The organism is Pantoea sp. X-Soil-ISGK-421, assembly GCF_059730785.1.
On the sequence record NZ_AP035981.1, the window covers coordinates 146,276 to 166,859 of the forward strand.

A 20,584-nucleotide genomic window follows, 5' to 3' on the forward strand; every position below is an offset into this window, starting at 1 on the left:
CAGCTGTTCCTTCAGGGACTGACGCACGCCCCGGCTGTTGATGTACCTGCGCAGCCAGTAGCCCGCATCATGTTCAAAACCAAACGAGCGCCAGATAAGCGCGCCTGACGGCTCACGCACGACCAGGCGAAAGTGGCTGCCCTGATCGTCTTCAATGAAAACGTTGCTGAAAGCGGCCGTGACGTGAGTGGCCTGCTCGCGCGAAAATGCGCCGTCGCCCAGCGCCGCTACGCAGCGCATTTCGGTGGTGGTGCCCGTCTGGGTTGAAGTCATGATGTGCTCCTGTCTGAAATAAATGATCCGGCTGACCGCCGCGCGGTGCCTGAAAAGCCCTTCTCTGACGCGGGTTTCTTCTTTCCGGTCTGGCCTTTCGCGGCAAAGGGCAAAGGAGCAACGACGAAGTGAAGGCATAAAGGGGCGACGACAAAAAGTTTTTGCGGCCCCTGGCGAAAAGTTTTTGGTGGCGTGCACTTCACCCCTTTCTGCCTGAACCGGCGGTGCTACGACCAGCCCTCCGCGCAAGGGCTGGCCGGAATGCAGGGAAGCGTCAGAAGGGACCGTTCAGACCGCCCCGCGGGCTGACCTTAAAGGCCCGGCGGGGTTTTGCCGGGACGGTGAAAGCGACGGCGAAGCCGGCAGCAGCCGTTGACCTCAGTCATCAGACCCTAGCCGTCAGGCACGGAGCGCGGCCTTTCGCGTTCCGGCGGAGCTTACCGGCTTTGCCGGTTAGCGCAGTAGGGCTCGACGACCCGGCTTGCCGGGGAGCCGAAGGGGGCCATGTTGTAGCTGTTGCTGTTGCTGTTGCTGTTGCTGTTGCTGTTGCTGTTTAAGCATATTTTTATGCGGCGGGAAGTCAGAACTGACTGCAGAAAAACAGAAGCTGAACCGGGTCGATAGATTATGGCCATACGCATCCGGGCGGAGAGGACCGGTGCGCCAGCACTGGTTTTCCCGGCCCGCAGGGCGGCGGTGTTGCCGTTCCGGGCTGGCAGAAAGCACAAAGCAAAACCGCGCCAGGCGGCGCGGTGTAGGGTCATCTTTCGCAGGGTTACTTGCCGGGCCGATCCTGTGCGGAAGCGGCCAGCACGCCCGGATGCAGGTGCACGCCGGAAACGTCTGTGGTGGCACGCGCTTTGTGCAGGTCGCAGGCGGCCTGCATGGATAACCAGAGGCGCGCCGCAATACCCAGCCCCGCCTCCAGTCGCACCGCCATTTCCGCACTGACCGGTGCTTTTCCACTGGCGACTTTACCCAGCGCGGAAGCGGATACACCCAGCGCCTTCGCCAACGCGCGCAGCCCTGTATGATTATCTTCGATGTATTCGGTGATCAGGCCGCCCGGATGCGGGGGAGAAAACATTATCATCAGTCCTGTCCTCGCGGTAAAAGTGCAGCGGTATGCTCTTTAAAGCTGCGCCAGCGTCTGCAGTGTTTCCGGGTTCTGCTGCACCATGCGGATCAGCAGTACGGCCTGAGCGTTAGGCTTAGCCCTGCCCTGTTCCCAGTTCTGATAGGTGGTCTCGCCCGTGTGCAGGTAGTGCGCGAAAACGGCCTGTGACAGGTTAAGCTTTTCGCGCACGTCGCGCAGCTCCTGCGGCGCGATGGTGACGGGCTCGCGCTTGCTGACCTTGTAAGTCTTGAGCGTGATTTTTCCGTCCTGGTGATCTTTCAGCTCCTGCATGCCGGTCATCAGCTCACTGAAAATGTCGCGTTCAGTCATGTCTCAGCCCCTTTTTAATTACGTTCAGCGCCGACGCCAAGGCATCGCGCTGCTGTTTGGTCAGATCGTCACGCTGATCTTTATCGTAGATGGTAAACAGGATGAACTGGCCTTTTTCGTTGGTCCAGTAATAGATAACCCTGATCCCGCCACGGGTGCCCTTGTTTCGTCGCTCGTCCCGGAACCGGACCTTACGCAGCCCGCCCGTGTCCGGGATCAGATCACCTTTTTCCGGGTCGGCCAGCAGCATGCTCTGAAACAGCCTGAACTGGTCATCATTCAGATAGTCGGCCCGGTATTTCTCAAAGGTAGAAAGCTCAATAAATAACGCGTGCATGGTTAGTCCCTGTCCCCAACTAGAGGATACTATATCCCCATATTGGGGATAGTTCAATATTTATCAGTCACCTGTTCCTGATAAGACTGCGCCGTCAGCTTGTTTGGCACCAGCCAGCGGTTCATGCCCTTCTGCGCGCTGTCCATGTGCAGCGATCGCAGGTGAATTTCTCCCGCCACTTCACAGGCAACGTCTCCGGCATACGGCTGCAGGGTTTCCAGGCCGTCCAGCGACGGAAAGCGCCGCGCCCACGCGGCGATCATGTTCTTCATATCGTTTTCCGGCACGCTGTCACACCAGGCGGCGAACCAGCCGCGCAGCGTCTCCGGCGTGCGGAAAGCCAGCTCAGTTTCAGCCTGGCGGATGCGGTTCTCCAGCTGTCGCTCATGGTAGTCCGCCGCCTGCCGTTCCCGCCGCGTAGCGTGGTTAATTGTTTTATCTGCAGCGTGTTTTGCACGTTCTGCCCGGCGGAAAACGGCCTCCGGAAACAGCGTGGTGGCCAGCTCGCCTGGAAGCGGCAGCGGGCACACCTCACCCGCTGTGCTGAGGAAAGTATCCAGCGCCCCTTCCCACTCGGGCAGCGGCGCGCGCTTTTCGCGCGGGCGCAGGTAAATGCCCCGGATGCGGTTCAGTGCCTGGACGCTGACGCGACTCCTGCCGCTCAGCTGCTTCATAAACGCGGCGGCGTAGGGATGGCGGGCCAGCCGCGTCCCCCGCTGCTGCGCGTGCTCAACCGCCGCGATGGCCTGCAGGGCGGCCTGACGTTCCGGCAGCAGGGTGACCAGAGAGAATGATTTCGGGATCATGCTGCGTGCCCTCCCATCCGAAGCGCGGCGACCAGCTCACCGGCACCTGTGAAGCCCGCCCGCGTGTACTCTGCGATTTTTTCAAGCGTGGTGCGAAGCGTTGCAGGTTCAAAGCGATAGCCAACGCTCAGCGGGACGCGCGACATGGTGCGCGCATCCGTCAGCACCGCGCACCACAGCGGGGAATCGGCCGACGGGCTGAGCAGCTCGATGGCAAGCCCGGAGGCATCGGCGCGGGTCAGCCGCAGGTGTACGGGATAGGCTCCGCCCCACTCGCCGCGCATCTCGCAGTCTGTGCGCCAGCTGTCCGGCAGCTGCAGCACGTTCAGGACGGCACCGCTCAGGCGCTGGCGAAACGCTTCGCCCCGGTTGCGGTAGGCTTCAAAATCGCAGCCGGTGAAGGCCTGCAGGGTGTTAAGCGTGAATTTTTCTTCCTGGGTCATGATGTTCTGCTCTGTCTCGGGGGTCAGTTTCCCGGCCCGTTTATCGGGCCGGTGCGGTGTCCGGCAGGGTCGCCCCTGCCAGCCGGGCCGGGTTTATTCCGGCTTGTACGCCATGAGGCGCACCACACAAACCCTGGTTCCCGCAAACATACCCTCCATCGGCGCGGACCAGCTGCAGTCCCAGCCCGGCAGCAGGTTTTTGCGGTCGCTGCCTGCGGGCAGGATGGCCGCCAGGCGTCCGCCGTTCTTCACCAGTTCCGCCGCCGCATTCAGGTGCGCCACGGCGCGCCCCTCGCTGTAAGGCGGATTCATCACGACAACATCAAACCGCTGATCGGTCACCGATGCCCACGCCAGAAAATCGGCTTCGATCACGTTGTGGCCTTTGGCCTCCAGTACACGGCAGCGCAGCGGCGAAATTTCCACGCAGGTTGTATGCGCCTGCGGCATCAGGTCGGCCAGTCCGCCCATGCCCGCGCTCGGCTCCAGGCAGGTTTCACCCTCGCGGATGTCCGCCTCGTCAAGCAGCTGCGCGGCGAGTTCGCCCGTGGTCGGGTAAAACTGGTGCGTTTTCTGCTCCGGCAATGCGCCGGAAAGCTGAATATCTTCGAGCACCGTGGTCGGGTCGTAATCGAATTCAAACCAGGTTAAGGCGTTGATATTCTTTTTTACGCTGCCCAGGCTTATCAGCACTTTTTCCGCTTCCGCGCGTGCTGCCTTGTTTTCGTCCGAATAGCCCTTAACGCGGCGGTTAAATGGATTCGTTGTAACCGGTGGGCGCGGCTCTTCCCAGCGGTTGCGCTGCACTGGCTCGGTGCGCTCTGTCTCCAGGTCGCTGAGCACGCTCAGGACGGAAAACGGCAGCAGATTGGTATGCAGCTCATAGCTTTTCTGCTTCGTGCGCGGTTTCAGGCGGTGCTCCGCCGGGATGGCCGCCGGATGCAGGAAGGCCAGAATCTCATTCAGACGCCAGGCCATGTCCGCATGAATTTCCAGATGAATGGTGCCTTTCATAAAGGCTTTCACGCGCAGGGCTCCGCCGTCGATGGCAACCCACTCCCCCGAACGGGCGCGCGCGATGTTCAGAATTTTATTGGTCGTGTTCAGGCCGGTCGCGTCGCGCCCCATAAACTTCGCGATCACCTTGCGCAGGTCGTCCACGTAGCCGGTGCGGTCGTAATTGCACATGCCCCACTGATCGAACATGCATTCAATAATCATGCGCTTGCTGAAGCCTTCCGGGCGGTTGGTCACGTGGCTGCGTGACAGGCTGCGGAAAATCCCGTCAACGCGCTCGGAGAAAAACTTCTGACGTGAGAAAAGCAGCTCAGAGAGCGTGGCACGCACCGCGCTTTCCTCAAAGTCCGGCGCTTTCTTCTCACGGATCTGCTCGTTCCACTCGTTGCGGCGGTCGTTGGGCATGTACTCGTAAACGTCCGTCAGGTTCAGCGCCTGCTGCCAGAAATCGGCATTAAGGGCCGCTACCGCGCCGGGCATGTCGAATACCACGCGAACTGGCGGCATGTGAAAACCTCGGGCACTGTGAACGTTGCCATTCAGGAAGTACTCAACAGCCTGATCGTTCTCACCTTCGCGGATAGTGGCGGCTATATGCTTCAGCTTCGTATACATGAGGCCATAGCGGCCCAGCAGGCTATCAATTACGTCAGTTTTAACGGGCGCAAAAAAAGTATCTGAAATCACTTCCCCGGCGGCGTTGATCGGGGCGCGGTCGGTGGTCGCATCAGGGGTGACGCTTACGAGTGTGTTTTGCATGGCATAGCTCCTTAAATCCGGCTGAGTGGGTGCAGCACGCGCTGCGGACCCGAAAAAGACCTTCTCTGACGCGGGTTTCTTCTTTCCGGTCTGGCCTTTCGCGGCAAAGGGCAAAGGAGCAACGACGAAGTGAAGGCATAAAGGGGCGACGACAAAAAGTTTTTGCGGCCCCTGGCGAAAAGTTTTTGGTGGCGTGCACTTCACCCCTTTCTGCCTGAACCGGCGGTGCTACGACCAGCCCTCCGCGCAAGGGCTGGCCGGAATGCAGGGAAGCGTCAGAAGGGACCGTTCAGACCGCCCCGCGGGCTGACCTTAAAGGCCCGGCGGGGGTTTGCCGGGACGGTGAAAGCGACGGCGAAGCCGACAGCAGCCGTTGACCTCAGCCATCAGACCCTAGCCGTCAGGCACGGAGCGCGACCATTCGCGTTCCGGCGGAGCTTACCGGCTTTGCCGGTTAGCGCAGTAGGGCTCGACGACCCGGCTTGCCGGGGAGCCGAAGGGGGCCATATTGTTGCTGTTGCTGTTGCTGTTAAAACGTATTTTGACGGCGGGAAGTTGACTTTTCATTGATAAAAACAGAACCTTCCAAAATGAAACTTAGAATTCACTTAACTTAAGCCAAATCAGTTTCACCACAAATTAATTCTAAGCACTTTATGACAACCCTTATGACTTCCATTAACAAAATAAAAAAACACCATTAACCCATCGTCATTTGCAAAGGAATATAAATGAACAAAGTTAACTCAGTGCAATTAAAAACGCATCAAAACACTGTGCTAAATTTGGATTTGATAAGTTCTGAACATGACAATAGCAGGCCGTTTTACACAGTAATCACTGGTAAAAACGGGTCCAACAAGAGCATCATCTTAAAAACAATCGCTGAAAATGCAATGATGGATGAACCTGAAAAAGTAGATCGTCCGGAAGTAACCTTTCATACCCATGACCCAGAAAGTTTTAAAGTCATTGCATATTCCGGAGCATCAATTGACCGCTACCCTCTCAAAAAAGCCAGAGGAAAATCCCCTTCCAATCCTAATTGCTACACCTACCTGGGACAAAAGGCTGGCGCTAATATAATTAGCCGTCGCCAGCCATTTGAAACAATGCTATCGGAAGCATTTTCCAGTAAAAAAACACCTAGAATAAAAGACAGCTTTTTTAAAAATACATTCAATAAAATAAATCTCCTACCTCAAATAACATTCATTGTTTCACCAGAGCCTCGAGATAAGCAACGCTCTGGTTTTGATTCCTTACATGACCGCGTACATTACTCATCACTCAACTTTGCTAATGAATCTAAAAAGCAGCGATTAATTGACAGCGATCTAGCTAACTATCTAATGAAAGAATTCAGTAAAAGAGAATTCGATGATTTAGAAAGTGAATACAGAAGAACATTCAAGATTGATTTTAGTGAGGAGGGAATTAGCAAGTTAAGCCCCAAAACACGTAGAATGATAAAACTTGGATTGTTGGTTGATTTTTTCAGAATTACCCGAGCTGAAGTCACCTCATTAAAAACCGATGAGATATTTTCTGTCTATGATTTGAGTACGGGCGAATTTAACATGCTTATCTCAATTCTGGGACTTGGGTTTGCAGTTGAGCCTGCTGCTATCGTTCTGATTGATGAACCCGAAGTTAGCCTACACCCTCAATGGCAGATTGAATTCATCGCTGCAATTAGCGAAATCTTCACTAACTATGAAGTATCTCATGTAATAGTATCTACGCACTCGCCACTGATTGTCAGCTCTGTAACAGACAATTGCTTGGTCATTGACCTCAGTCGGGACGGGGAATCTTCAGAAGAAAAAGAATCTCTCTACGGCGCATCTACAGATGAAATATTAATTAACCACTTCGGGATAGCCACTGGCAGGAATTTTTTCGTCATAGACACATTACAGCTAGCTGTCAGTTTAATTGAGGACAATAAAGAAAACACACCTGAGTTCAAAAAACTTATTCCTGAACTCCAAAAGATACAGGCAGCGCTGTCTGAAAATGACCCTATGATTGAGGTTATCAATACGGTGATGAGCTATGCTGAATAATAAAATTGATGCAGGATTTGAATTCATCTCACCTACTCCCGACTACCCTAAAAACATCACAAAAGCCAAACTACATGGCAAGCAATGGGCGAACACCTCTGGTAATGTCCCCGTTTTTAAGAAACACCTTAAAGATCAATTGCGGGTTAGTCAGGAGGGTCGCTGCGCTTATTGCCGGCGCCTCCTCGGTTTAGTACCTGATACGGACATTGAGCATATCGTTGAAAAAGCGCTGTTCAGCGATTTCACCTATGAAGTTTACAACCTAGCCTTATCTTGCAGTGAGTGCAATTCCGCTAAGAATCAGCACTCACAATATCTGAAGAAAAAGCTTAAACGGACACAAAATGTCGCCCCCTTTCTTTTCTCTCCAATAACTGCTGGCTCTCCTTATCCATCCACGTCGAATTCATACAGATGGGTGCACCCCCACTTTGATAATTATTCTCAGCACATTTTTATATCCAAAGGCTGGATCTATAAACACCTCACAACTAAAGGGGCGAAGCAGATAAGATTCCTTAAATTTAACAGGATTAGTAAAATAGAAAAAATATTCAGACTTGAACGACTAAAAGCCAGAAAAGGAAGTTGCGCTAATCTTTTATATTTAATCACAGAGTGCCACCATGCAAAAATACCAACCTTAGTTAATGAAATAGTTAGTGAGCTAGTTAAAAAACTGAAAAAAGATTAACTTCTTTTTTAGTGTATATCGAATGCGATGAGCCCATTTCATTAGTCCTCATTTAAGTCCCGGCAATCGTCTAGCCGGGGCGTTTAAAACACCCCCGCCAGCCGGTTGCAGCAGTTAAATTACATAAAACCGATCCGGTGCTGGTAGCCCCGGACGGGTTCAGTCTTTGTATGCGTTCATTACATTTCTGATGGCTTCCATTTCCTGTGGCCAGAGCCTTCTGGCTGTTCCTTCACCGTTCTGCGCATCCTTAAGCTGCTTATACGCACAGCACCTGTGGCAGCGCGCTGGCGGACATGGTGACTTCCCGCGCCTGCGCCTCCTCCTTTCGCAGTTTTGTCAGCATGTCCCATATCTCGTTCCGCCCGATGCCATAGCGGCGATGGTCGCCATCCTCTGCGATGAATTCCAGAACTCTGCCCGCCTCTTTTTCTGTGACATCCATGCATTCCGCGCTGTCCAGCACGTCTTCCAGCGTCCAGACCAGTACAGCAACCGGGCAGTCTTCACCGAATGATTCCATCAGGTGGTTACACACTTCTTTAATGTTACCGTGCATCATGTTTATTCTCCTGTTGGCGGGGCGGCCAGTGTCGCCCCGTGGGTTAATCAGTCCAGCGCGGCAAAAATCGCGGCGGCTTCCGGGTGGGCAAAGGCGCAGTCGGTCAGCAGGCGGTGGCGGCGGCAGTAAAGCGCGCACAGCTCCGTGTCATCATGGCGGTCATACATCCAGCTGCGGTGGTTCAGCACCAGAGAGGTGATTACGATGCCCGCCGCCTCGCTGCTCAGGCGCACGTCGCTGTGATTTGCCGGGTTAATGAAACGCCAGGTTTCCTCCGCTGCGGGCTTCATGAAGCCACCGCCGGACGGCAGTAGCGCGAAGTTCCACACGCCGCCGTCGTAGTCCGCAAGGTAACGATTGGCGTACAGGTACACGTTGTTTTCGGCGCGCATAAAATCATCGCCGAACAGCACGGGCAGGAAACGCAGGCGCACGTAGCCGTCAAGGACGCGCACGGACTCAAAAGCAGGGGTGGCCGTATTCATCAGAAATCTCCGCAGTCAGGGTGGTGAACAGTTCCGGCCTGTGCCGTGACTGAATGACAGCCCGGCGAAAAGCGGAGTGTTCAAGAGCGGTGACGAGGCCGCAGCGCAAGCGAACGGAGGCGGGATTACGGACGGCGCAGACGCGAAGCATGAGCGGAGGCGCGACGGGAGTAAGCGTGCCGGAGAGAGTGCGAACGGGGGAGGAGACGAGCCTGCGGCTCTTGAACACGCAGCGGCCGGGCTAAAGTGAAGTCACGGCACCGGCCGCAGACCGCACGGAGTTTTGTCCCCGCACGCCGCCGGCGTGCATGAGGGGTGGAGCATCGCGACATCCTTTTTGTCTTGTCCACATCCGGAGTGCATATCCGCCCCGGAACCCTGTGGATACATTTATGCAGGCCAGGCGTCAGAGGGTGCATCCGGGAGTGGTCATTTTTCAACCACCCCGCGGAATTCTGTCATCTGCGCAGGCACCCCCGCAGCTGTTCCGCGCGCCGGCCTGCATCCCTCAGGGAATCACAGATATCGTCTATTGCCATCAGAGTCAGCAGCACCGCGGTCGCGTCGCTGTCCCGCGGCCAGCGCTGGCGCATTGCGTGGATCCGCATAAACAGCTCGGTCAGCGTCTCGTCGATATCAGCCACGTCGTGAGCCAGACGATCGGCTGCGTTATGTTCTGTTGCATTAAGCATTTATCTGTCTCCCTTATGCCGCGCGCGCGGCGCGTTGTTCATACAGGCGGCGCAGGCCGGCGGCGTGGTACTCCTCAAGAAGCTCGATACCTATCCAGCGGCGGCCGCACTCCTGGGCAGCTACGCAGGTCGAACCGCTGCCGGCAAACGGGTCAAGGACAATGGCGCCGGGCTGCGTGAAGGTCTCAATCAGCGGGCGAAGGACGCTGACCGGCTTTTCGGTCGGGTGATGGCGGTTGCCGGTGTACTGCCAGGGCATGACGTCAGGGAGAGGCTTTGCCGGCAGCCGCGGACGGCCTTTGGCCAGAAGGTACGTGCTCTCGTGCTGGTAGCCGACGAACGCCGACTTAGAGGCTTAGGGCTTGGTAAAGACCAGGTGGCCAACGACGCGAAATCCTGCAGCCTTCCACGCCTGCATAAAGATATCCACGCGATTCCAGCCGTAGAAGCTCACCGCCAGGCTGTCGTCTTTGAGCACCCGATACATCTGCTGGCTTGCCGGCAGCACCCATTCGCTGTTTACGTCATTCGCAATCGAACGGCCGGAACGATCCTTAAAGCCAACCAGGTAAGGTGAATACCAGTTGAGGCTGTTCGCAGCGTCGAGCGTGTTGTCAGCGAGCGATAAGGTGGCCACCACTTCCTCCGGCGTGAGCTCCGGGGCCACGTCTTTTAAGTCTTCAGCTATCCAGAAGTGACCCACTCAGGGCTTGTCGGGAGCAAACTTCTGCAGGTGCTCGATCAGTTTTTCAATGGTCGGGGATACATTCATTTTCTGTCCGGCGAGCCTGCGCCCGCCGCCTCCTGTTCAGCCACCGTAGCTGGCCACGTTGTCAATGATCCATGCCGGGCCGTTCACCTCACTGAACCCGAACTCGTCTTCCTCATCGCTCCACTCCAGCGAGTCGCAGCACTCCTCGGTCTGATAGCCCGCTTCATAAACAGCCCATCCGCAGTAGCTGCTGCCGGACTCTGCATACCAGTGCTCAACGGTGACGACGTAACGCTCGCTCAGCGCAGACAGCACGTCCGGCGAGGGAGGCGACCAAGGCGTATCAAAATCAGCGTTAAGGGTGATGAGTTCGGCGTGCGACACGTCAAGATTCTGCGCGTGTGCCGCAGCGCTCAACTACGTCGGTAAACCCGTCCGTCACGCCGTGGAGCAGGCGTCCGTTGTATCCGTTAATCTCCGCATCAAGACGCGGCGGGCTCAGCTGCAGCATGTCGAACGGAAGTGCCTGCAGCGGCAGCGCGTCTTCGCGGCACTGGCTGTCCCACGAAGCGCTGAGGCTGTCATTACCCCGCATCCAGTGCCAGTCACCCTGCTTTATCTGCCACAGTCCGGCGATCACCGTCTGCTGCTCAGCAGAGAGCGATGACCACGTCATGCGCTGCAGGCCGCTGGCCAGCCACAGTTCGTGCAGCTTGTTGCAAATTTCCGGCATCAGCTCTGCGCCGGCACGCAGCTGCGCCACCCACTGCGTAAAAGCGCGGTTCTGCGGAGTATCGCTTCCCGTCCCCTTCACTAGAGCGGGATACGGCGCATAGTCCGTCGCTTCCACCGGGCGCAGCAGCCCGGCACAGCCCGCCAGAAAGAGCTGGATCCCTTCTGCAGCCGTCCGCGCGTAGGGCTAAACGCCCTCCCCACCTTCAATCAGCGCTCGTGCATTTTTCACGTGATTCTCCGAGCCTGAAACCCGAAGCCTGATGGCGCACCAGTTTTGGCATGTTGACTCCTCCGTTAAGGGTTGCACGGCACCATCTGCACCGTGCCGCCACGGAAGCCGGGCGCAAAGCGGAGCAGGCAACGGGCGAGGGAGGAAGCCGCATGCGCCGCCGGAGCGGACTGAATGTCCCGCGTACGGCGGGGAACGGGTGACGACAGACCCCTTGCCGGCGCAGCGGCCCGGCTAAGGTGAAGGCGAGGTGCGGGCCCGATGGCACAGAGGGAGCTTGCATGGCGTATTTAGGATCGGGCGCCGGCCTTTACAGCGCTGTGGTGAAGCGTGCGAACGGGATCAAAGAATGAAATAAGAGAGAGTAGACAATTTATAAAAAGGTGCAGTTTTTGCACTTTTTTAGAAAATGAAGTGAAGCTGTCAGGTAAGGAGAAGGAACATGACTGGTAGGCAACTGAGGCTCTGGAGCCGGGACAAGGCTGCCGCAGAACTTGGGGTAAGCCTTCGCACGTACAAAGACTACGAGAATGCAGAGCGCGTAAAGCGATCCGTGGCGATGGCCACTGTCACGCTGTCGCTTATCAACCTTATGCCGGCGCGCTGAAGTCCGATCAGCTCAGCAAGGACCTTATGCTGCAGATGCTTCAGAAAATGACGGCCGAGGTCTCTGGAAAATAAAACTGGTCGCGACTAAGTGATGCGGATTCGTTAAAGGTACAAAGAGGATTGACGTGAGGCTAATGCCCGCAAAGAGAGAAAAACGAACGCCAAAATGATAGCTATAGGGGGGGGTTCTCCACATTAAACATAATAACCCACCGTCGAACCGATCATCGAGTACACCTATTGCCGAAATAGTTAGCGCGATCACAATACCAGCACTTATTGTTAATTAGGTAATAGTAACTATGGTTATCATTATCCCATCGAAAGCAAACGCGCTTTCAACCATACAAACCAAGGATAAAGACCATGAAAACCATTAAAGCTATGTCTATCGCCGCCGTTGCCGCTCTTTCACTGATGTCAGCAGCCAGCTTCGCGCAGAGCGTTACCGCAACGTCCCTGACTATGGACGGTGCCGAGGCTAAAATCGCCGCGCAGGCTCAGCAGCAAGGCGCACAATACAAAATCATTGAGGCCAGCAATGGCAACGTCGTTCACATGACCGCTGAGCTGTACAAATAACGGATGGTCGCAAAAGGAAGTGCCAGGAAAGGTCGCCCACGGGCGACCTTTTTTGTATCTGAACCGTTATACAGGCAAATTGAACAGAACATCTCAGCAGCGAACCTAAGCAGTGCCTTCAGCTGGCGTTCCCTGGTGAAAAACCAGAGTCCAATGCCCTTTATCCGAATACAGCCAGCAGGAAGAGCGCAATCCAGGACGACTGCCGTCAGCATTAGACGTCCGGTAGTGAAGCATGGCGCAGCATCCCCCCATTTCGGTGAGTCGGAAATTAATGCTGATAATAGGCGATGCAGTTTTCTCGTTTAATAGCGACGTGATCGTCTCTGAACGGTCAACCATCACGCCTGATCGTGTGATTTCCAGGAATTCAGAATGGAGAATCCGCTCAAGACACTCCCGTTCGTTTCGCCTGTCATCGTGAAGGCTGCATTCCAGCAACCTGAGCTTTTCCAGAAGCATTCTGCTTATCCTCAAGTGATCTTACCGGATGCTCTCTTCTAACATTAAAGTGCTTCACTGAACCGCTGTAGGCTTTCATCGTGGTTGGAACTTAGTGGCAGTTTTGAGCGAACAGAGGAAACTCTCCGTTTTTTTACTGCTAAGTAGTTTCACTAATATCGCTAGTGTTAATCAATGTGGAAACCAGTAGGTCAGAGAAACTAAATTTGTATAATTTACATTCAAGGCAAGCCTATCAAATGCCTGTCATTTTCATCGCTGATTCTATGCAATTTTTTAATTCTATTTCCATGCTTCTGCCCTGCCCAAACGCCAATTCTACCAATGATAAGCATAACCATTGGCTTAGTAGTGTTAAGTCCGGCATGCCAAGAATTGATGTCCAATTTGGATGGATAAGGATGATCCTCAGGATGAGTATGCCACTCCCCTAGATAGACAAGATAGCCATCAGAAGTTTGAAATGACTCGTCCACTTTATGCTGATGGTGTTCGCCTTTTCTTGTAATCTGGTGTCGTGATCGAATATCCTCAAAGCCGGGTTCTGAAATATCAGTGATGACGATGTGATTTCCCCGGCGCTCTCCTATTAAAACTCCCCCTGCTTCGGTACTCTTTTGGTGAACCTGACGATAAAAGTAAAGTTTTCGGAGTACTGAGCTCATAATTACCAGATGATTACCCTGAGCGTCTTTAAATACAAGTTCAGGAATGTTCATAGCATATCAGGCAGGTAGACTGACGTTTCAGTATTTGAGGTTTAAATGAGCGGCCACCGTTAAGCAGGTGCTCACTGTAGGTCCATTGCAGGTCAGGCTCCAGGGTATTGAGTACAGCCATTTGGGTAAGAGATGCTGTAATACTGCTCACGGCTGCATCATAGGGAGTATAAGTTTTTCCACAACTTTTGATTTTTTCACTTGATGCATCAAGTTCATAAAATCGTGAGTCGACACCATCACGATATTTAGCGGGATCTGAAATCATACATCCGTAACAGCTTCTGCCATCATCAATGAAAACCTTTGCAACCCGACCATTACCATCATTAAACGCATGAATAATAATTGGCCGGTGCTCTAGTGGAATACTTCTTACAATAGAAGCTATACGCTTTGATACTGGAGGTCGGCCTGTAGCGTCGATAATGATATCGTAATTCTGCATTGTGACTGATTTGATAGGAAATTGATTTTCAAAACCCGTAATTTTTGTTTCCAGATGTACAGAGTCTTTGAGTCGCTTCATAAGCGAGGTGGACTTATAACATCCGAAATTAATTGATGACAATGTGTGGCGACCGAAATTACTTGGGTCATATATATCATTGTCATAGAGATGCAGATAACCTTCCCCACACCCAGCACCGTTACGAAGCAATAACTCTGCAACATAACCGCCAATCGTCCCGCAGCCTATGAGGGCGATACGTTTTGCATCTAGGCTTTCTATCCCTTTCCGTCGAGAGTTTCGGCTAAGGAGAGTGGCAATGTCTGCACGTACGACCCCAAGTCTTTTGAATGTGGTGCAGGCGTTTTTTCCACCCAACATGGAGGCGAGTTTGGAAATGGCGTTTTTCGAAAACTTATTGCGATTTCTAAATTCTAAAAATAGGGAGTTAAATTCTACATAAACAGCAAAAATATCCTGATCGGCAATATCAAAAAGAAATATAAATCTTTCCTTGCTCTCAGATTTAATATGCTCAACAACCCTATCTCTAGCATTATGATCTGTTTTTTTAAGCCAATCCAATAAGTTACGAAATGACTCTGGTGGCCATTTCATCCCTGCTAAACGTCTAGGGTTTACTGAAACGTAATGGGTGCTGATTATGTATTTTTTCATGGAATTGCGGCGAAGATATCGTTGATTAAGCCATTTTGTAATAACTTTTTCCGAGTCCTCCGAAGAAGATTCTTCAATTGTTAAGTATTCAAGCCGCATAGTTCCGTCAGCATTACTTGTTTGAGATACTCGAGTTTTGAGTCTGGTGCCCCGGCTGGCATTCGAAAGAATGTAGAGATTCTCACTGGGTTCCCAGTAAACGGCAAACTCGCCTGCCAGCTCCCGCCTGACATTGACGCCTTCTGTCGCCGCTAATACCGCATTAACAAGCGTGTTTTGTATCTGTGCATCAACAGCTCTGTATGTACCTTCCAAATCGTTTGAATTCCAGTCCGCTTCCATCTGTTCGACGTAGCACAGAATCATTCCTTGGTAGGTATGAGGCAGGAGGCAGTCCATGAACTGCTTAGGGAGTTCACAGATGCAGGCAGTTGGTAGTTCAATAAACGGATCTGAGGGGATAACCAAAGCAATGTGAAAACTACCTGCATCAGTCTCGTATTCTTTTGTATAGTATCCCTTTCTACGCTCCCGACTATACAGAACAGCTTCTTCTGGCAGCGTGCGTGCGTGCGAGTACCGATACCCGCACTTGGTCATTATATGATGTAGTTGGCCATCTTCCATCAGCCGCTTACCATAGTGTTATTGATCTTCACAGGCTCAGACTCTTTCGAAGGGAAAGATTGGAATGCCGGAGCCGCAGCAATTGAGGTGATTAAAGCCGCATTTGTCACTCGTTTGCCAAAGGCTTCATTCATCTTGAGTAAGGCCTGTTCTCGGTTTACCGAACGCTCCGCCTCGAGTAAAATTCCGTGCAGACTTCTCATTGCTTCCACGATTGTTCTCTGATGCAGATCGTGATCTTGCTCAGCTGGGAATAACAGCTTTTCATCTGTATCATCCGGGCTTTTCAGCCCGTTACAGAATTCGTCAGGTAACAACCTAGCAACGAGCTTCATTGTCCCAGTCAGGTCCGAGCCTTTGTGAATCTCTCTATCGAGAATATTCACTACTGCAGTCATCAGACTAATCGAAGAAGGGCCTCCAACTTCCCACTGGGCGTCTCGCCATGCTTTCATAAACCGGCAAATTGAACGAAGATGATTCCCGATGCGATTACTGTTGTCCTTAAACCAGTCCTCGACAATTTTAGGGTCACTTATTGCCCACCTCTTCGGTCCATCGCGCAATGCCAGGTTCACTTTGTCGGACTCAACGAGGTAGGCTTCACGCACAGACTGGTCCATAGCGGCTGATTCAAAAATAGAGTTATTAGCTTTTATAAGATGTGCTGAATCGGCTGCCGTGTGTTTGCTTTGAAACTGATCTTTGGGAATCGCATACATAGGCACATCTATGTGCGTTTTTTCACGAGGGATTTTAATGCGACCGCAAGTGTTTTTTTCTTCAAAAATCCACCCGTCGTTTTCAGCTTCCAGTGATTTAAGCGACGTATCAACGAGCAGAAGGAGTAGGGTATAACCAATTCGTGGCCCTGATTCGAATACAGTCATTGGCATGTAAGTCCCGTCATCAATATCCATTTCCTGTCCAGGATGAAAAGGCCGATTCAGCGTATCGTACTGAAAGCTCCCCTGCGTCCAGAACCTTGGCTGGTATTTAATGAAGTCATCACGGGCCCCGTCCTCCATTTCAAAAATTAATCGCGCTACTTGTGCCTGATCGGTAGAAGATAGATAGCGAACGTTGGTATGAACAAGCTTCGATTTAACATCTTCGAATGTCAGTGTGTATTTTCTAACGTCTGATGCAACAGTACGCGCTTCTTGAAAAACATCTCTGGTTCTTTCACGTACTTTTTGGCGAAGCGCTTTCAGCGTATCTGATTCAGCTTCACTTAGTTTCAGTTTACTGATTAAACCATCAACATTGTGGCTGTAATAGTTGTTGAAGTCCCAGATCATTGAAATAACTCCTGCGCTGTTGTACGTTCAAAAGGTTCTGCAATGGCATTGAAAAATTGCTTCAATTTCTGATTCTGAGCGAAGTGTGTATGCGCTAGCTGCTTGCCCCTAGCCCTTAGATTTTCCAGAGAACTCTTCGACGCGTTGTCAAGAGTGATTTCACCTGCGGCCTCATTGGGGATAGTCTCATCAATACAGTTATAATTTTCTGAAGCGTTGTTATACGCGAGCTCTCGCAGGAGCATATTTCTATGCAGGTGTTGGTTAGCTGTCATGGTTGATAGCACCAGTCTTTTACCGCCCCCCCAGAGACGAATGTATCCGTTCCACCCCTGCCTGCTAAGCTGTTTCGGATTTAGCGAATACTCTTCACCAACGGTACCAATATTAAGAATATGTATGTCTTTGTGGTTAACATCTGAGTTTGGCTTTAAGTCCTTAAATACTTCTAGAAGAGCAATGTAGCTGGGGTTGTTTGCGACTAAACCCCCATCAGCAAAATGCGCACCTAGCTCTTTACAGTGATGTGGAGCGAAGAAAGTTGGGGCTGCGGATGTCGCAAGTGCGGCATCAATCAATTTCAGCGTTCCGTCGCGGGTAAATTCAGGATTGTGGGGAGTTTTGAAAATCTGCGGTTTTCCTGACGTGAGGTTTACCGCAGGAATCATCACTCGTCGTGTTAGATCGTTAAAGGTAGTTTCTGCCCCAATCATCGATTCAATCGTTTTGCGAAGCGGCGAACTGCTGTAAATAGGTGCGAAAATCGATTTAATCAGGTTTACTACCGGCCATCTCGTTGGGAATATTTCATGTGCTCTCTCTAAAAATACACTTTCGAGTTCGCGGGCACTCTTTCCGGATGCCAAGCCTAAGGCTAAAATCCCGCCGATGGATGTACCTGTTATGAGATCAAAATATTCACCAATCCTGATTTGCTGCTCGGGGTATTTGTTCATAAGTATTCGTTCAATCTCGGCAAGCACACTGATAGTGAACATTCCCCTTGCCCCTCCCCCATTTAGACTAAGTATTCTCACTCTAGGGTTTTGAACCACGCTTACATCAGACATTGCCGACTCCCAAACATAAATAATGATTATTAAAACTGTTTTTTAAATGTTTTTTCAATGTACAAATAACCAGTATTCATCAAAAAGGTTAAGAGTTCTGAATTGAGATTTAAAAGTGACCGATGCCGCTAAAATAACTAAATTTCATGGCTGGAAATGTGGTGAAGAACAATTCTCATTGATGTGAGAGATAAACATACTAACCTGAGCAATGCAGGCATATATCAAGGATTAAAGGAGCATTTCAAATGATTTAACCATAGCCTCGACCTGCTGGCCTTGGAGTTGGCTATCACTAGCCAGACTATGCGCCTGCGTTGTAAAGCTGTTATCAGAATGTTGGTATAAATCAAAGTGTAGGCTCGCTCAGAAATCTTTGAAGGTTTAGATTTATGCAAGTTTATGTTGCCGAAAGCTATCCGCTCGCCTATAACGTCGCTTCTGGCACATAGCGGACGTCTCGTACCTGTAAGAACATTTCTTCCAGAAATAACCTGGCTAGCGTGAACTGCACAGACTTCTTTCTGATACCTCTATGCGGCATGAAGCTGCCAGATATAGCTTCAAACCACTGATACCCAGCTGACGCCGTCATCCTTAGGCTAAAGATTGAATTCACACTTAATTCCGATCATTTCAGCAAAGACCACGGGCTGCTAAAGCTTCCGGAAAATGACCGCCGACGTCTCAGGAAAATAAAACTGGTCGCCATTCAGGCAGATGAGTGGCTAAACGACGATCATTCAACTTAGGGGACTTGCCAGACAAATCCGCCTCAATAATACTGTATATAAAAACAGTATCATTTTGAGGAGGATTTTTATGCGTGACGTACAGATAGCAATCGCTTTATCGCCGGATCATCTGCAGAGGGCTGCTCTATGAAACAGGCAGCATGTTCTGCGGATCTCACTCTGCTCTGGCCCCCCATTTTTACTCCCAGAATACGCGTGCCGCTTTACGCAGAGCCCTGCGCGGCCGGCTTTCCCTCCCCTGCACAGGATTACGTTGAAAAAGAGCTCGACCTCAACGAGCTCTGCATTCGCCGGCGCGCGTCGACGTTCTTCGTGCGCGCCAGCGGCAACAGCATGCAGGATCTCGGCCTGTTTGATGGCGACGTCATGGTGGTTGATCGGGCAGAAGAGGCAGCGCACCACGACATCGTCATTGCGGAAGTAGACTACGAGTTCACGGTCAAGCGCCTGCAGCTGCAGCCGTGCCTTGCTCTGCTTCCCATGAATCCAGCCTACCCCGTAATTTATCCGGAAGAGCTCCAGCTGCTTGGCGTAGTCACCTGGTTTTTTAACAGCACGCGTGCGCGCCGGAGGTAGCTATGCCAATGTTCGGTCTGGCAGATGTGAACTCGTTTTATGCGAGCTGTGAGGCGCTCTTCCGCCCTGATCTTCGCGGGAAACCGATAGTAGTGCTCAGCAACAACGATGGTTGCGTCATCGCGCGCAGCGCCGGCGCCAAAAAGCTCGGCATCAAAATGGGCGCGCCGTGGTTCCAGATAAAAACCCAAGACTATCCAGAACGCGTACATGTTTTCAGTTCGAATTACGCGCTGTACCACAGCATGTCGCAGCGCGTGATGACAGCACTTGAAGAGATGACACCTAGAGTTGAGCAGTACTCCATTGATGAAATGTTCCTAGACCTTACCGGCATTGACGGCTGCGAAGACTTCGAAGATTTCGGCCGTCGCCTGCGTGCGCATGTGCTTAATATAACTGGCCTGACCGTCGGCGTGGGTATGGGTCCGACCAAGACGCTGGCGAAAAGCGCACAATGGGCCAGCAAAGAATGGAAGCAGTTCCGGGGCGTACTGGCGCTTACGTCAAAAAATCCTAAACGAACTGAAACCCTTCTTCTGAATCAGCCTGTCGAGGAAATCTGGGGCGTGGGTCGTCGCATCGGCAAGCGTCTCAACCTGATGGGAATTGAAAACGCCCTGCAACTGGCGCGTGCGCACCCTGCCCTAATACGCAAAAACTTCAGCGTCGTTCTCGAGCGAACCGTGCGCGAACTCAACGGCGAATCGTGCATTCCGCTCGAGGAGTTGCCGCCGGCGAAGCAGCAGATCGTTTCCAGCCGCTCTTTTGGCGAACGCATTACCACCAAGGTGGCTATGCAGGAGGCGCTCTGCCAGTACGCGACGCGCGCAGCGGAGAAGCTGAGGAAAGAGCGGCAGTTCTGCAGGCACGTGGGCGTGTTTATACGTACTTCACCGCACGTGACGGATGAGGTGTTTTACGGCAACAGCACCGGCGAGAAGCTCCCGCGACCAACGCAGGATACGCGTGACGTGATTGAGGTGGTCATGCGTTCGCTGGACCGTATATGGCTTGAAGGTCGCCGCTATATGACGGCAGGCATCATGCTTGATGACTTCACACCGTATGGCGTCAGCCAGCTGAATCTGTTCGATGAAGATCAGCCGAGAAAAAACAGTGCACAGCTGATGAAGGTGCTGGACGGTATTAATCAGTCCGGGCTTGGCAACGTGTGGTTTGCGGGGCAGGGCATTAATACAGAATGGAAGATGAAAAGAGAAATGTTGTCCCCGGCATGGACAACAAATTGGAAAGATATTCCTTTAGCAAAAGTATATTGAGGGTAAGCATACCATAATTTATCCGGCTAAATGAGGCATTTTTGCAGCATCAATCGCGATGAATACCGGGAATTTCAGATTGAAATATTTAAATAATATCCATTATATATAATAAGTTACGTTCAATATTTGATGGGTTATTTTCTGAAATTCTCATCACCACTTTTGCATTTGAAGTGATCAAATAGAGTCAGCCCTTCACTGCTTA

Annotated in this window: 22 protein-coding genes and 2 pseudogenes; 6 read left to right on the plus strand and 18 right to left on the minus strand. The window is 52.1% G+C overall.

What is annotated here, in order from left to right:
* Positions 1-21 precede the first annotated feature (21 nt).
* The 7 genes and pseudogenes from AC6I8K_RS23330 to AC6I8K_RS23360 form a co-directional block, all read right to left on the minus strand.
* A pseudogene (locus AC6I8K_RS23330) lies at positions 22-273 on the minus strand (DUF905 family protein); the annotation flags it as partial.
* Between the two features lie 775 nt (positions 274-1,048).
* Entirely contained in the window at positions 1,049-1,366 is a 318-nt protein-coding gene (locus AC6I8K_RS23335) for a HigA family addiction module antitoxin (protein ID WP_479414275.1), read from the minus strand.
* Between the two features lie 39 nt (positions 1,367-1,405).
* The gene (locus AC6I8K_RS23340) at positions 1,406-1,720 is read right to left on the minus strand and encodes a helix-turn-helix domain-containing protein (RefSeq protein WP_045834423.1); all 315 of its coding nucleotides are present in this window, start codon (positions 1,718-1,720) and stop codon (positions 1,406-1,408) included.
* On the minus strand, positions 1,713-2,057 hold the full coding sequence (locus AC6I8K_RS23345; RefSeq protein WP_200577957.1) for a toxin: 345 nt from the start codon (positions 2,055-2,057) through the stop codon (positions 1,713-1,715). Before AC6I8K_RS23345 ends, AC6I8K_RS23340 begins: the two co-directional genes overlap by 8 nt.
* A gap of 53 nt (positions 2,058-2,110) precedes the next feature.
* Positions 2,111-2,863, minus strand: a complete 753-nt coding sequence (locus AC6I8K_RS23350) for a plasmid SOS inhibition protein A (RefSeq protein ID WP_497827778.1) — start codon at positions 2,861-2,863, stop codon at positions 2,111-2,113.
* Positions 2,860-3,306 carry a conjugation system SOS inhibitor PsiB family protein gene (locus tag AC6I8K_RS23355; protein WP_497827779.1) on the minus strand — a complete coding sequence of 149 codons (447 nt, stop codon included), beginning with the start codon at positions 3,304-3,306 and terminating at the stop codon, positions 2,860-2,862. The genes AC6I8K_RS23350 and AC6I8K_RS23355 overlap by 4 nt, the downstream gene beginning before the upstream one ends.
* 93 nt (positions 3,307-3,399) lie before the next feature.
* Positions 3,400-5,082 (minus strand): DUF4942 domain-containing protein, encoded by a 1,683-nt coding sequence (locus AC6I8K_RS23360; protein WP_497827780.1) that lies wholly within the window; start codon positions 5,080-5,082, stop codon positions 3,400-3,402.
* 731 nt (positions 5,083-5,813) lie between these two features.
* Here AC6I8K_RS23360 and AC6I8K_RS23365 point away from each other — a divergent pair.
* Together AC6I8K_RS23365 and AC6I8K_RS23370 are read left to right on the plus strand one after the other, a co-directional pair.
* Positions 5,814-7,151, plus strand: a complete 1,338-nt coding sequence (locus AC6I8K_RS23365) for an AAA family ATPase (protein WP_497827781.1) — start codon at positions 5,814-5,816, stop codon at positions 7,149-7,151.
* Positions 7,141-7,848 carry an HNH endonuclease gene (locus AC6I8K_RS23370; RefSeq protein ID WP_497827782.1) on the plus strand — a complete coding sequence of 236 codons (708 nt, stop codon included), beginning with the start codon at positions 7,141-7,143 and terminating at the stop codon, positions 7,846-7,848. The genes AC6I8K_RS23365 and AC6I8K_RS23370 overlap by 11 nt, the downstream gene beginning before the upstream one ends.
* 259 nt (positions 7,849-8,107) lie before the next feature.
* Here AC6I8K_RS23370 and AC6I8K_RS23375 read toward each other — a convergent pair whose 3' ends face one another.
* From AC6I8K_RS23375 to AC6I8K_RS23400, 6 genes and pseudogenes are all read right to left on the minus strand, one after another.
* A complete protein-coding gene (locus tag AC6I8K_RS23375) occupies positions 8,108-8,410 on the minus strand; it encodes a hypothetical protein (RefSeq protein WP_497827783.1) in 303 nt (100 codons plus the stop codon).
* 47 nt (positions 8,411-8,457) lie between these two features.
* The gene (locus AC6I8K_RS23380; protein WP_497827784.1) at positions 8,458-8,895 is read right to left on the minus strand and encodes an antirestriction protein; all 438 of its coding nucleotides are present in this window, start codon (positions 8,893-8,895) and stop codon (positions 8,458-8,460) included.
* Between the two features lie 458 nt (positions 8,896-9,353).
* Positions 9,354-9,587, minus strand: a complete 234-nt coding sequence (locus AC6I8K_RS23385) for a hypothetical protein (protein WP_497827785.1) — start codon at positions 9,585-9,587, stop codon at positions 9,354-9,356.
* 13 nt (positions 9,588-9,600) lie between these two features.
* Positions 9,601-10,161 (minus strand): annotated as a pseudogene (locus AC6I8K_RS23390) (DNA methyltransferase); the annotation flags it as partial.
* 234 nt (positions 10,162-10,395) lie between these two features.
* A complete protein-coding gene (locus tag AC6I8K_RS23395) occupies positions 10,396-10,716 on the minus strand; it encodes a DUF1281 family ferredoxin-like fold protein (protein WP_497827786.1) in 321 nt (106 codons plus the stop codon).
* Complete coding sequence (locus AC6I8K_RS23400) at positions 10,685-11,191, minus strand: DUF1281 domain-containing protein (protein ID WP_497827794.1); 507 nt, start codon at positions 11,189-11,191, stop codon at positions 10,685-10,687. The genes AC6I8K_RS23395 and AC6I8K_RS23400 overlap by 32 nt, the downstream gene beginning before the upstream one ends.
* 1,047 nt (positions 11,192-12,238) lie before the next feature.
* Here AC6I8K_RS23400 and AC6I8K_RS23405 point away from each other — a divergent pair.
* Positions 12,239-12,454 carry a YdgH/BhsA/McbA-like domain containing protein gene (locus AC6I8K_RS23405; protein ID WP_008102115.1) on the plus strand — a complete coding sequence of 72 codons (216 nt, stop codon included), beginning with the start codon at positions 12,239-12,241 and terminating at the stop codon, positions 12,452-12,454.
* A 105-nt stretch (positions 12,455-12,559) separates the two neighbouring features.
* On the opposite strand, the gene AC6I8K_RS23410 is transcribed toward AC6I8K_RS23405, so the two are convergent.
* Complete coding sequence (locus AC6I8K_RS23410) at positions 12,560-12,799, minus strand: hypothetical protein (protein WP_497827795.1); 240 nt, start codon at positions 12,797-12,799, stop codon at positions 12,560-12,562.
* A gap of 30 nt (positions 12,800-12,829) precedes the next feature.
* Here AC6I8K_RS23410 and AC6I8K_RS23415 point away from each other — a divergent pair, with 30 nt between their 5' ends.
* Positions 12,830-12,958, plus strand: a complete 129-nt coding sequence (locus AC6I8K_RS23415) for a hypothetical protein (RefSeq protein WP_497827797.1) — start codon at positions 12,830-12,832, stop codon at positions 12,956-12,958.
* Between the two features lie 179 nt (positions 12,959-13,137).
* On the opposite strand, the gene cap3 is transcribed toward AC6I8K_RS23415, so the two are convergent.
* The 4 genes from cap3 to AC6I8K_RS23435 are packed head-to-tail and all read right to left on the minus strand — an operon-like array spanning position 13,138 to position 17,762.
* On the minus strand, positions 13,138-13,635 hold the full coding sequence (gene cap3 / locus AC6I8K_RS23420) for a CBASS system CD-NTase/cGAS isopeptidase Cap3 (RefSeq protein WP_497827787.1): 498 nt from the start codon (positions 13,633-13,635) through the stop codon (positions 13,138-13,140).
* Positions 13,622-15,391: an E2/UBC family protein gene (locus tag AC6I8K_RS23425; protein WP_497827788.1), complete on the minus strand. Its 1,770-nt coding sequence runs from the start codon at positions 15,389-15,391 to the stop codon at positions 13,622-13,624. Before AC6I8K_RS23425 ends, cap3 begins: the two co-directional genes overlap by 14 nt.
* Positions 15,391-16,692 carry a CBASS cGAMP synthase gene (locus AC6I8K_RS23430; RefSeq protein ID WP_497827789.1) on the minus strand — a complete coding sequence of 434 codons (1,302 nt, stop codon included), beginning with the start codon at positions 16,690-16,692 and terminating at the stop codon, positions 15,391-15,393. The genes AC6I8K_RS23425 and AC6I8K_RS23430 overlap by 1 nt, the downstream gene beginning before the upstream one ends.
* Positions 16,689-17,762: a CBASS cGAMP-activated phospholipase gene (locus AC6I8K_RS23435; protein ID WP_497827790.1), complete on the minus strand. Its 1,074-nt coding sequence runs from the start codon at positions 17,760-17,762 to the stop codon at positions 16,689-16,691. The genes AC6I8K_RS23430 and AC6I8K_RS23435 overlap by 4 nt, the downstream gene beginning before the upstream one ends.
* Positions 17,763-18,643: 881 nt before the next feature.
* On the opposite strand from AC6I8K_RS23435, the gene umuD reads away from it, so the two are divergent.
* Together umuD and umuC are read left to right on the plus strand one after the other, a co-directional pair.
* Positions 18,644-19,093, plus strand: coding sequence for a translesion error-prone DNA polymerase V autoproteolytic subunit (gene umuD, locus AC6I8K_RS23440; RefSeq protein ID WP_497827791.1), 450 nt, complete (start codon positions 18,644-18,646; stop codon positions 19,091-19,093).
* Between the two features lie 8 nt (positions 19,094-19,101).
* On the plus strand, positions 19,102-20,376 hold the full coding sequence (gene umuC, locus AC6I8K_RS23445) for a translesion error-prone DNA polymerase V subunit UmuC (RefSeq protein ID WP_497827796.1): 1,275 nt from the start codon (positions 19,102-19,104) through the stop codon (positions 20,374-20,376).
* The last annotated feature ends 208 nt before the right edge of the window (positions 20,377-20,584 follow it).

Bases quoted from the DNA above. Each gene is read 5' to 3' on its own strand.
- AC6I8K_RS23425 (WP_497827788.1), bottom strand. From the start codon at position 15,391: ATGGAAGATGGCCAACTACATCATATAATGACCAAGTGCGGGTATCGG.
- AC6I8K_RS23365 (WP_497827781.1), top strand. From the start codon at position 5,814: ATGAACAAAGTTAACTCAGTGCAATTAAAAACGCATCAAAACACTGTG.
- AC6I8K_RS23340 (WP_045834423.1), bottom strand. From the start codon at position 1,720: ATGACTGAACGCGACATTTTCAGTGAGCTGATGACCGGCATGCAGGAG.
- AC6I8K_RS23385 (WP_497827785.1), bottom strand. From the start codon at position 9,587: ATGCTTAATGCAACAGAACATAACGCAGCCGATCGTCTGGCTCACGAC.
- AC6I8K_RS23430 (WP_497827789.1), bottom strand. From the start codon at position 16,692: ATGATCTGGGACTTCAACAACTATTACAGCCACAATGTTGATGGTTTA.
- AC6I8K_RS23345 (WP_200577957.1), bottom strand. From the start codon at position 2,057: ATGCACGCGTTATTTATTGAGCTTTCTACCTTTGAGAAATACCGGGCC.
- AC6I8K_RS23355 (WP_497827779.1), bottom strand. From the start codon at position 3,306: ATGACCCAGGAAGAAAAATTCACGCTTAACACCCTGCAGGCCTTCACC.
- AC6I8K_RS23370 (WP_497827782.1), top strand. From the start codon at position 7,141: ATGCTGAATAATAAAATTGATGCAGGATTTGAATTCATCTCACCTACT.
- AC6I8K_RS23375 (WP_497827783.1), bottom strand. From the start codon at position 8,410: ATGATGCACGGTAACATTAAAGAAGTGTGTAACCACCTGATGGAATCA.
- umuD (WP_497827791.1), top strand. From the start codon at position 18,644: ATGAAACAGGCAGCATGTTCTGCGGATCTCACTCTGCTCTGGCCCCCC.
- AC6I8K_RS23415 (WP_497827797.1), top strand. From the start codon at position 12,830: ATGGAGAATCCGCTCAAGACACTCCCGTTCGTTTCGCCTGTCATCGTG.
- AC6I8K_RS23380 (WP_497827784.1), bottom strand. From the start codon at position 8,895: ATGAATACGGCCACCCCTGCTTTTGAGTCCGTGCGCGTCCTTGACGGC.
- AC6I8K_RS23405 (WP_008102115.1), top strand. From the start codon at position 12,239: ATGAAAACCATTAAAGCTATGTCTATCGCCGCCGTTGCCGCTCTTTCA.
- umuC (WP_497827796.1), top strand. From the start codon at position 19,102: ATGTTCGGTCTGGCAGATGTGAACTCGTTTTATGCGAGCTGTGAGGCG.
- AC6I8K_RS23335 (WP_479414275.1), bottom strand. From the start codon at position 1,366: ATGATAATGTTTTCTCCCCCGCATCCGGGCGGCCTGATCACCGAATAC.
- AC6I8K_RS23350 (WP_497827778.1), bottom strand. From the start codon at position 2,863: ATGATCCCGAAATCATTCTCTCTGGTCACCCTGCTGCCGGAACGTCAG.
- cap3 (WP_497827787.1), bottom strand. From the start codon at position 13,635: ATGAACATTCCTGAACTTGTATTTAAAGACGCTCAGGGTAATCATCTG.
- AC6I8K_RS23435 (WP_497827790.1), bottom strand. From the start codon at position 17,762: ATGTCTGATGTAAGCGTGGTTCAAAACCCTAGAGTGAGAATACTTAGT.
- AC6I8K_RS23360 (WP_497827780.1), bottom strand. From the start codon at position 5,082: ATGCAAAACACACTCGTAAGCGTCACCCCTGATGCGACCACCGACCGC.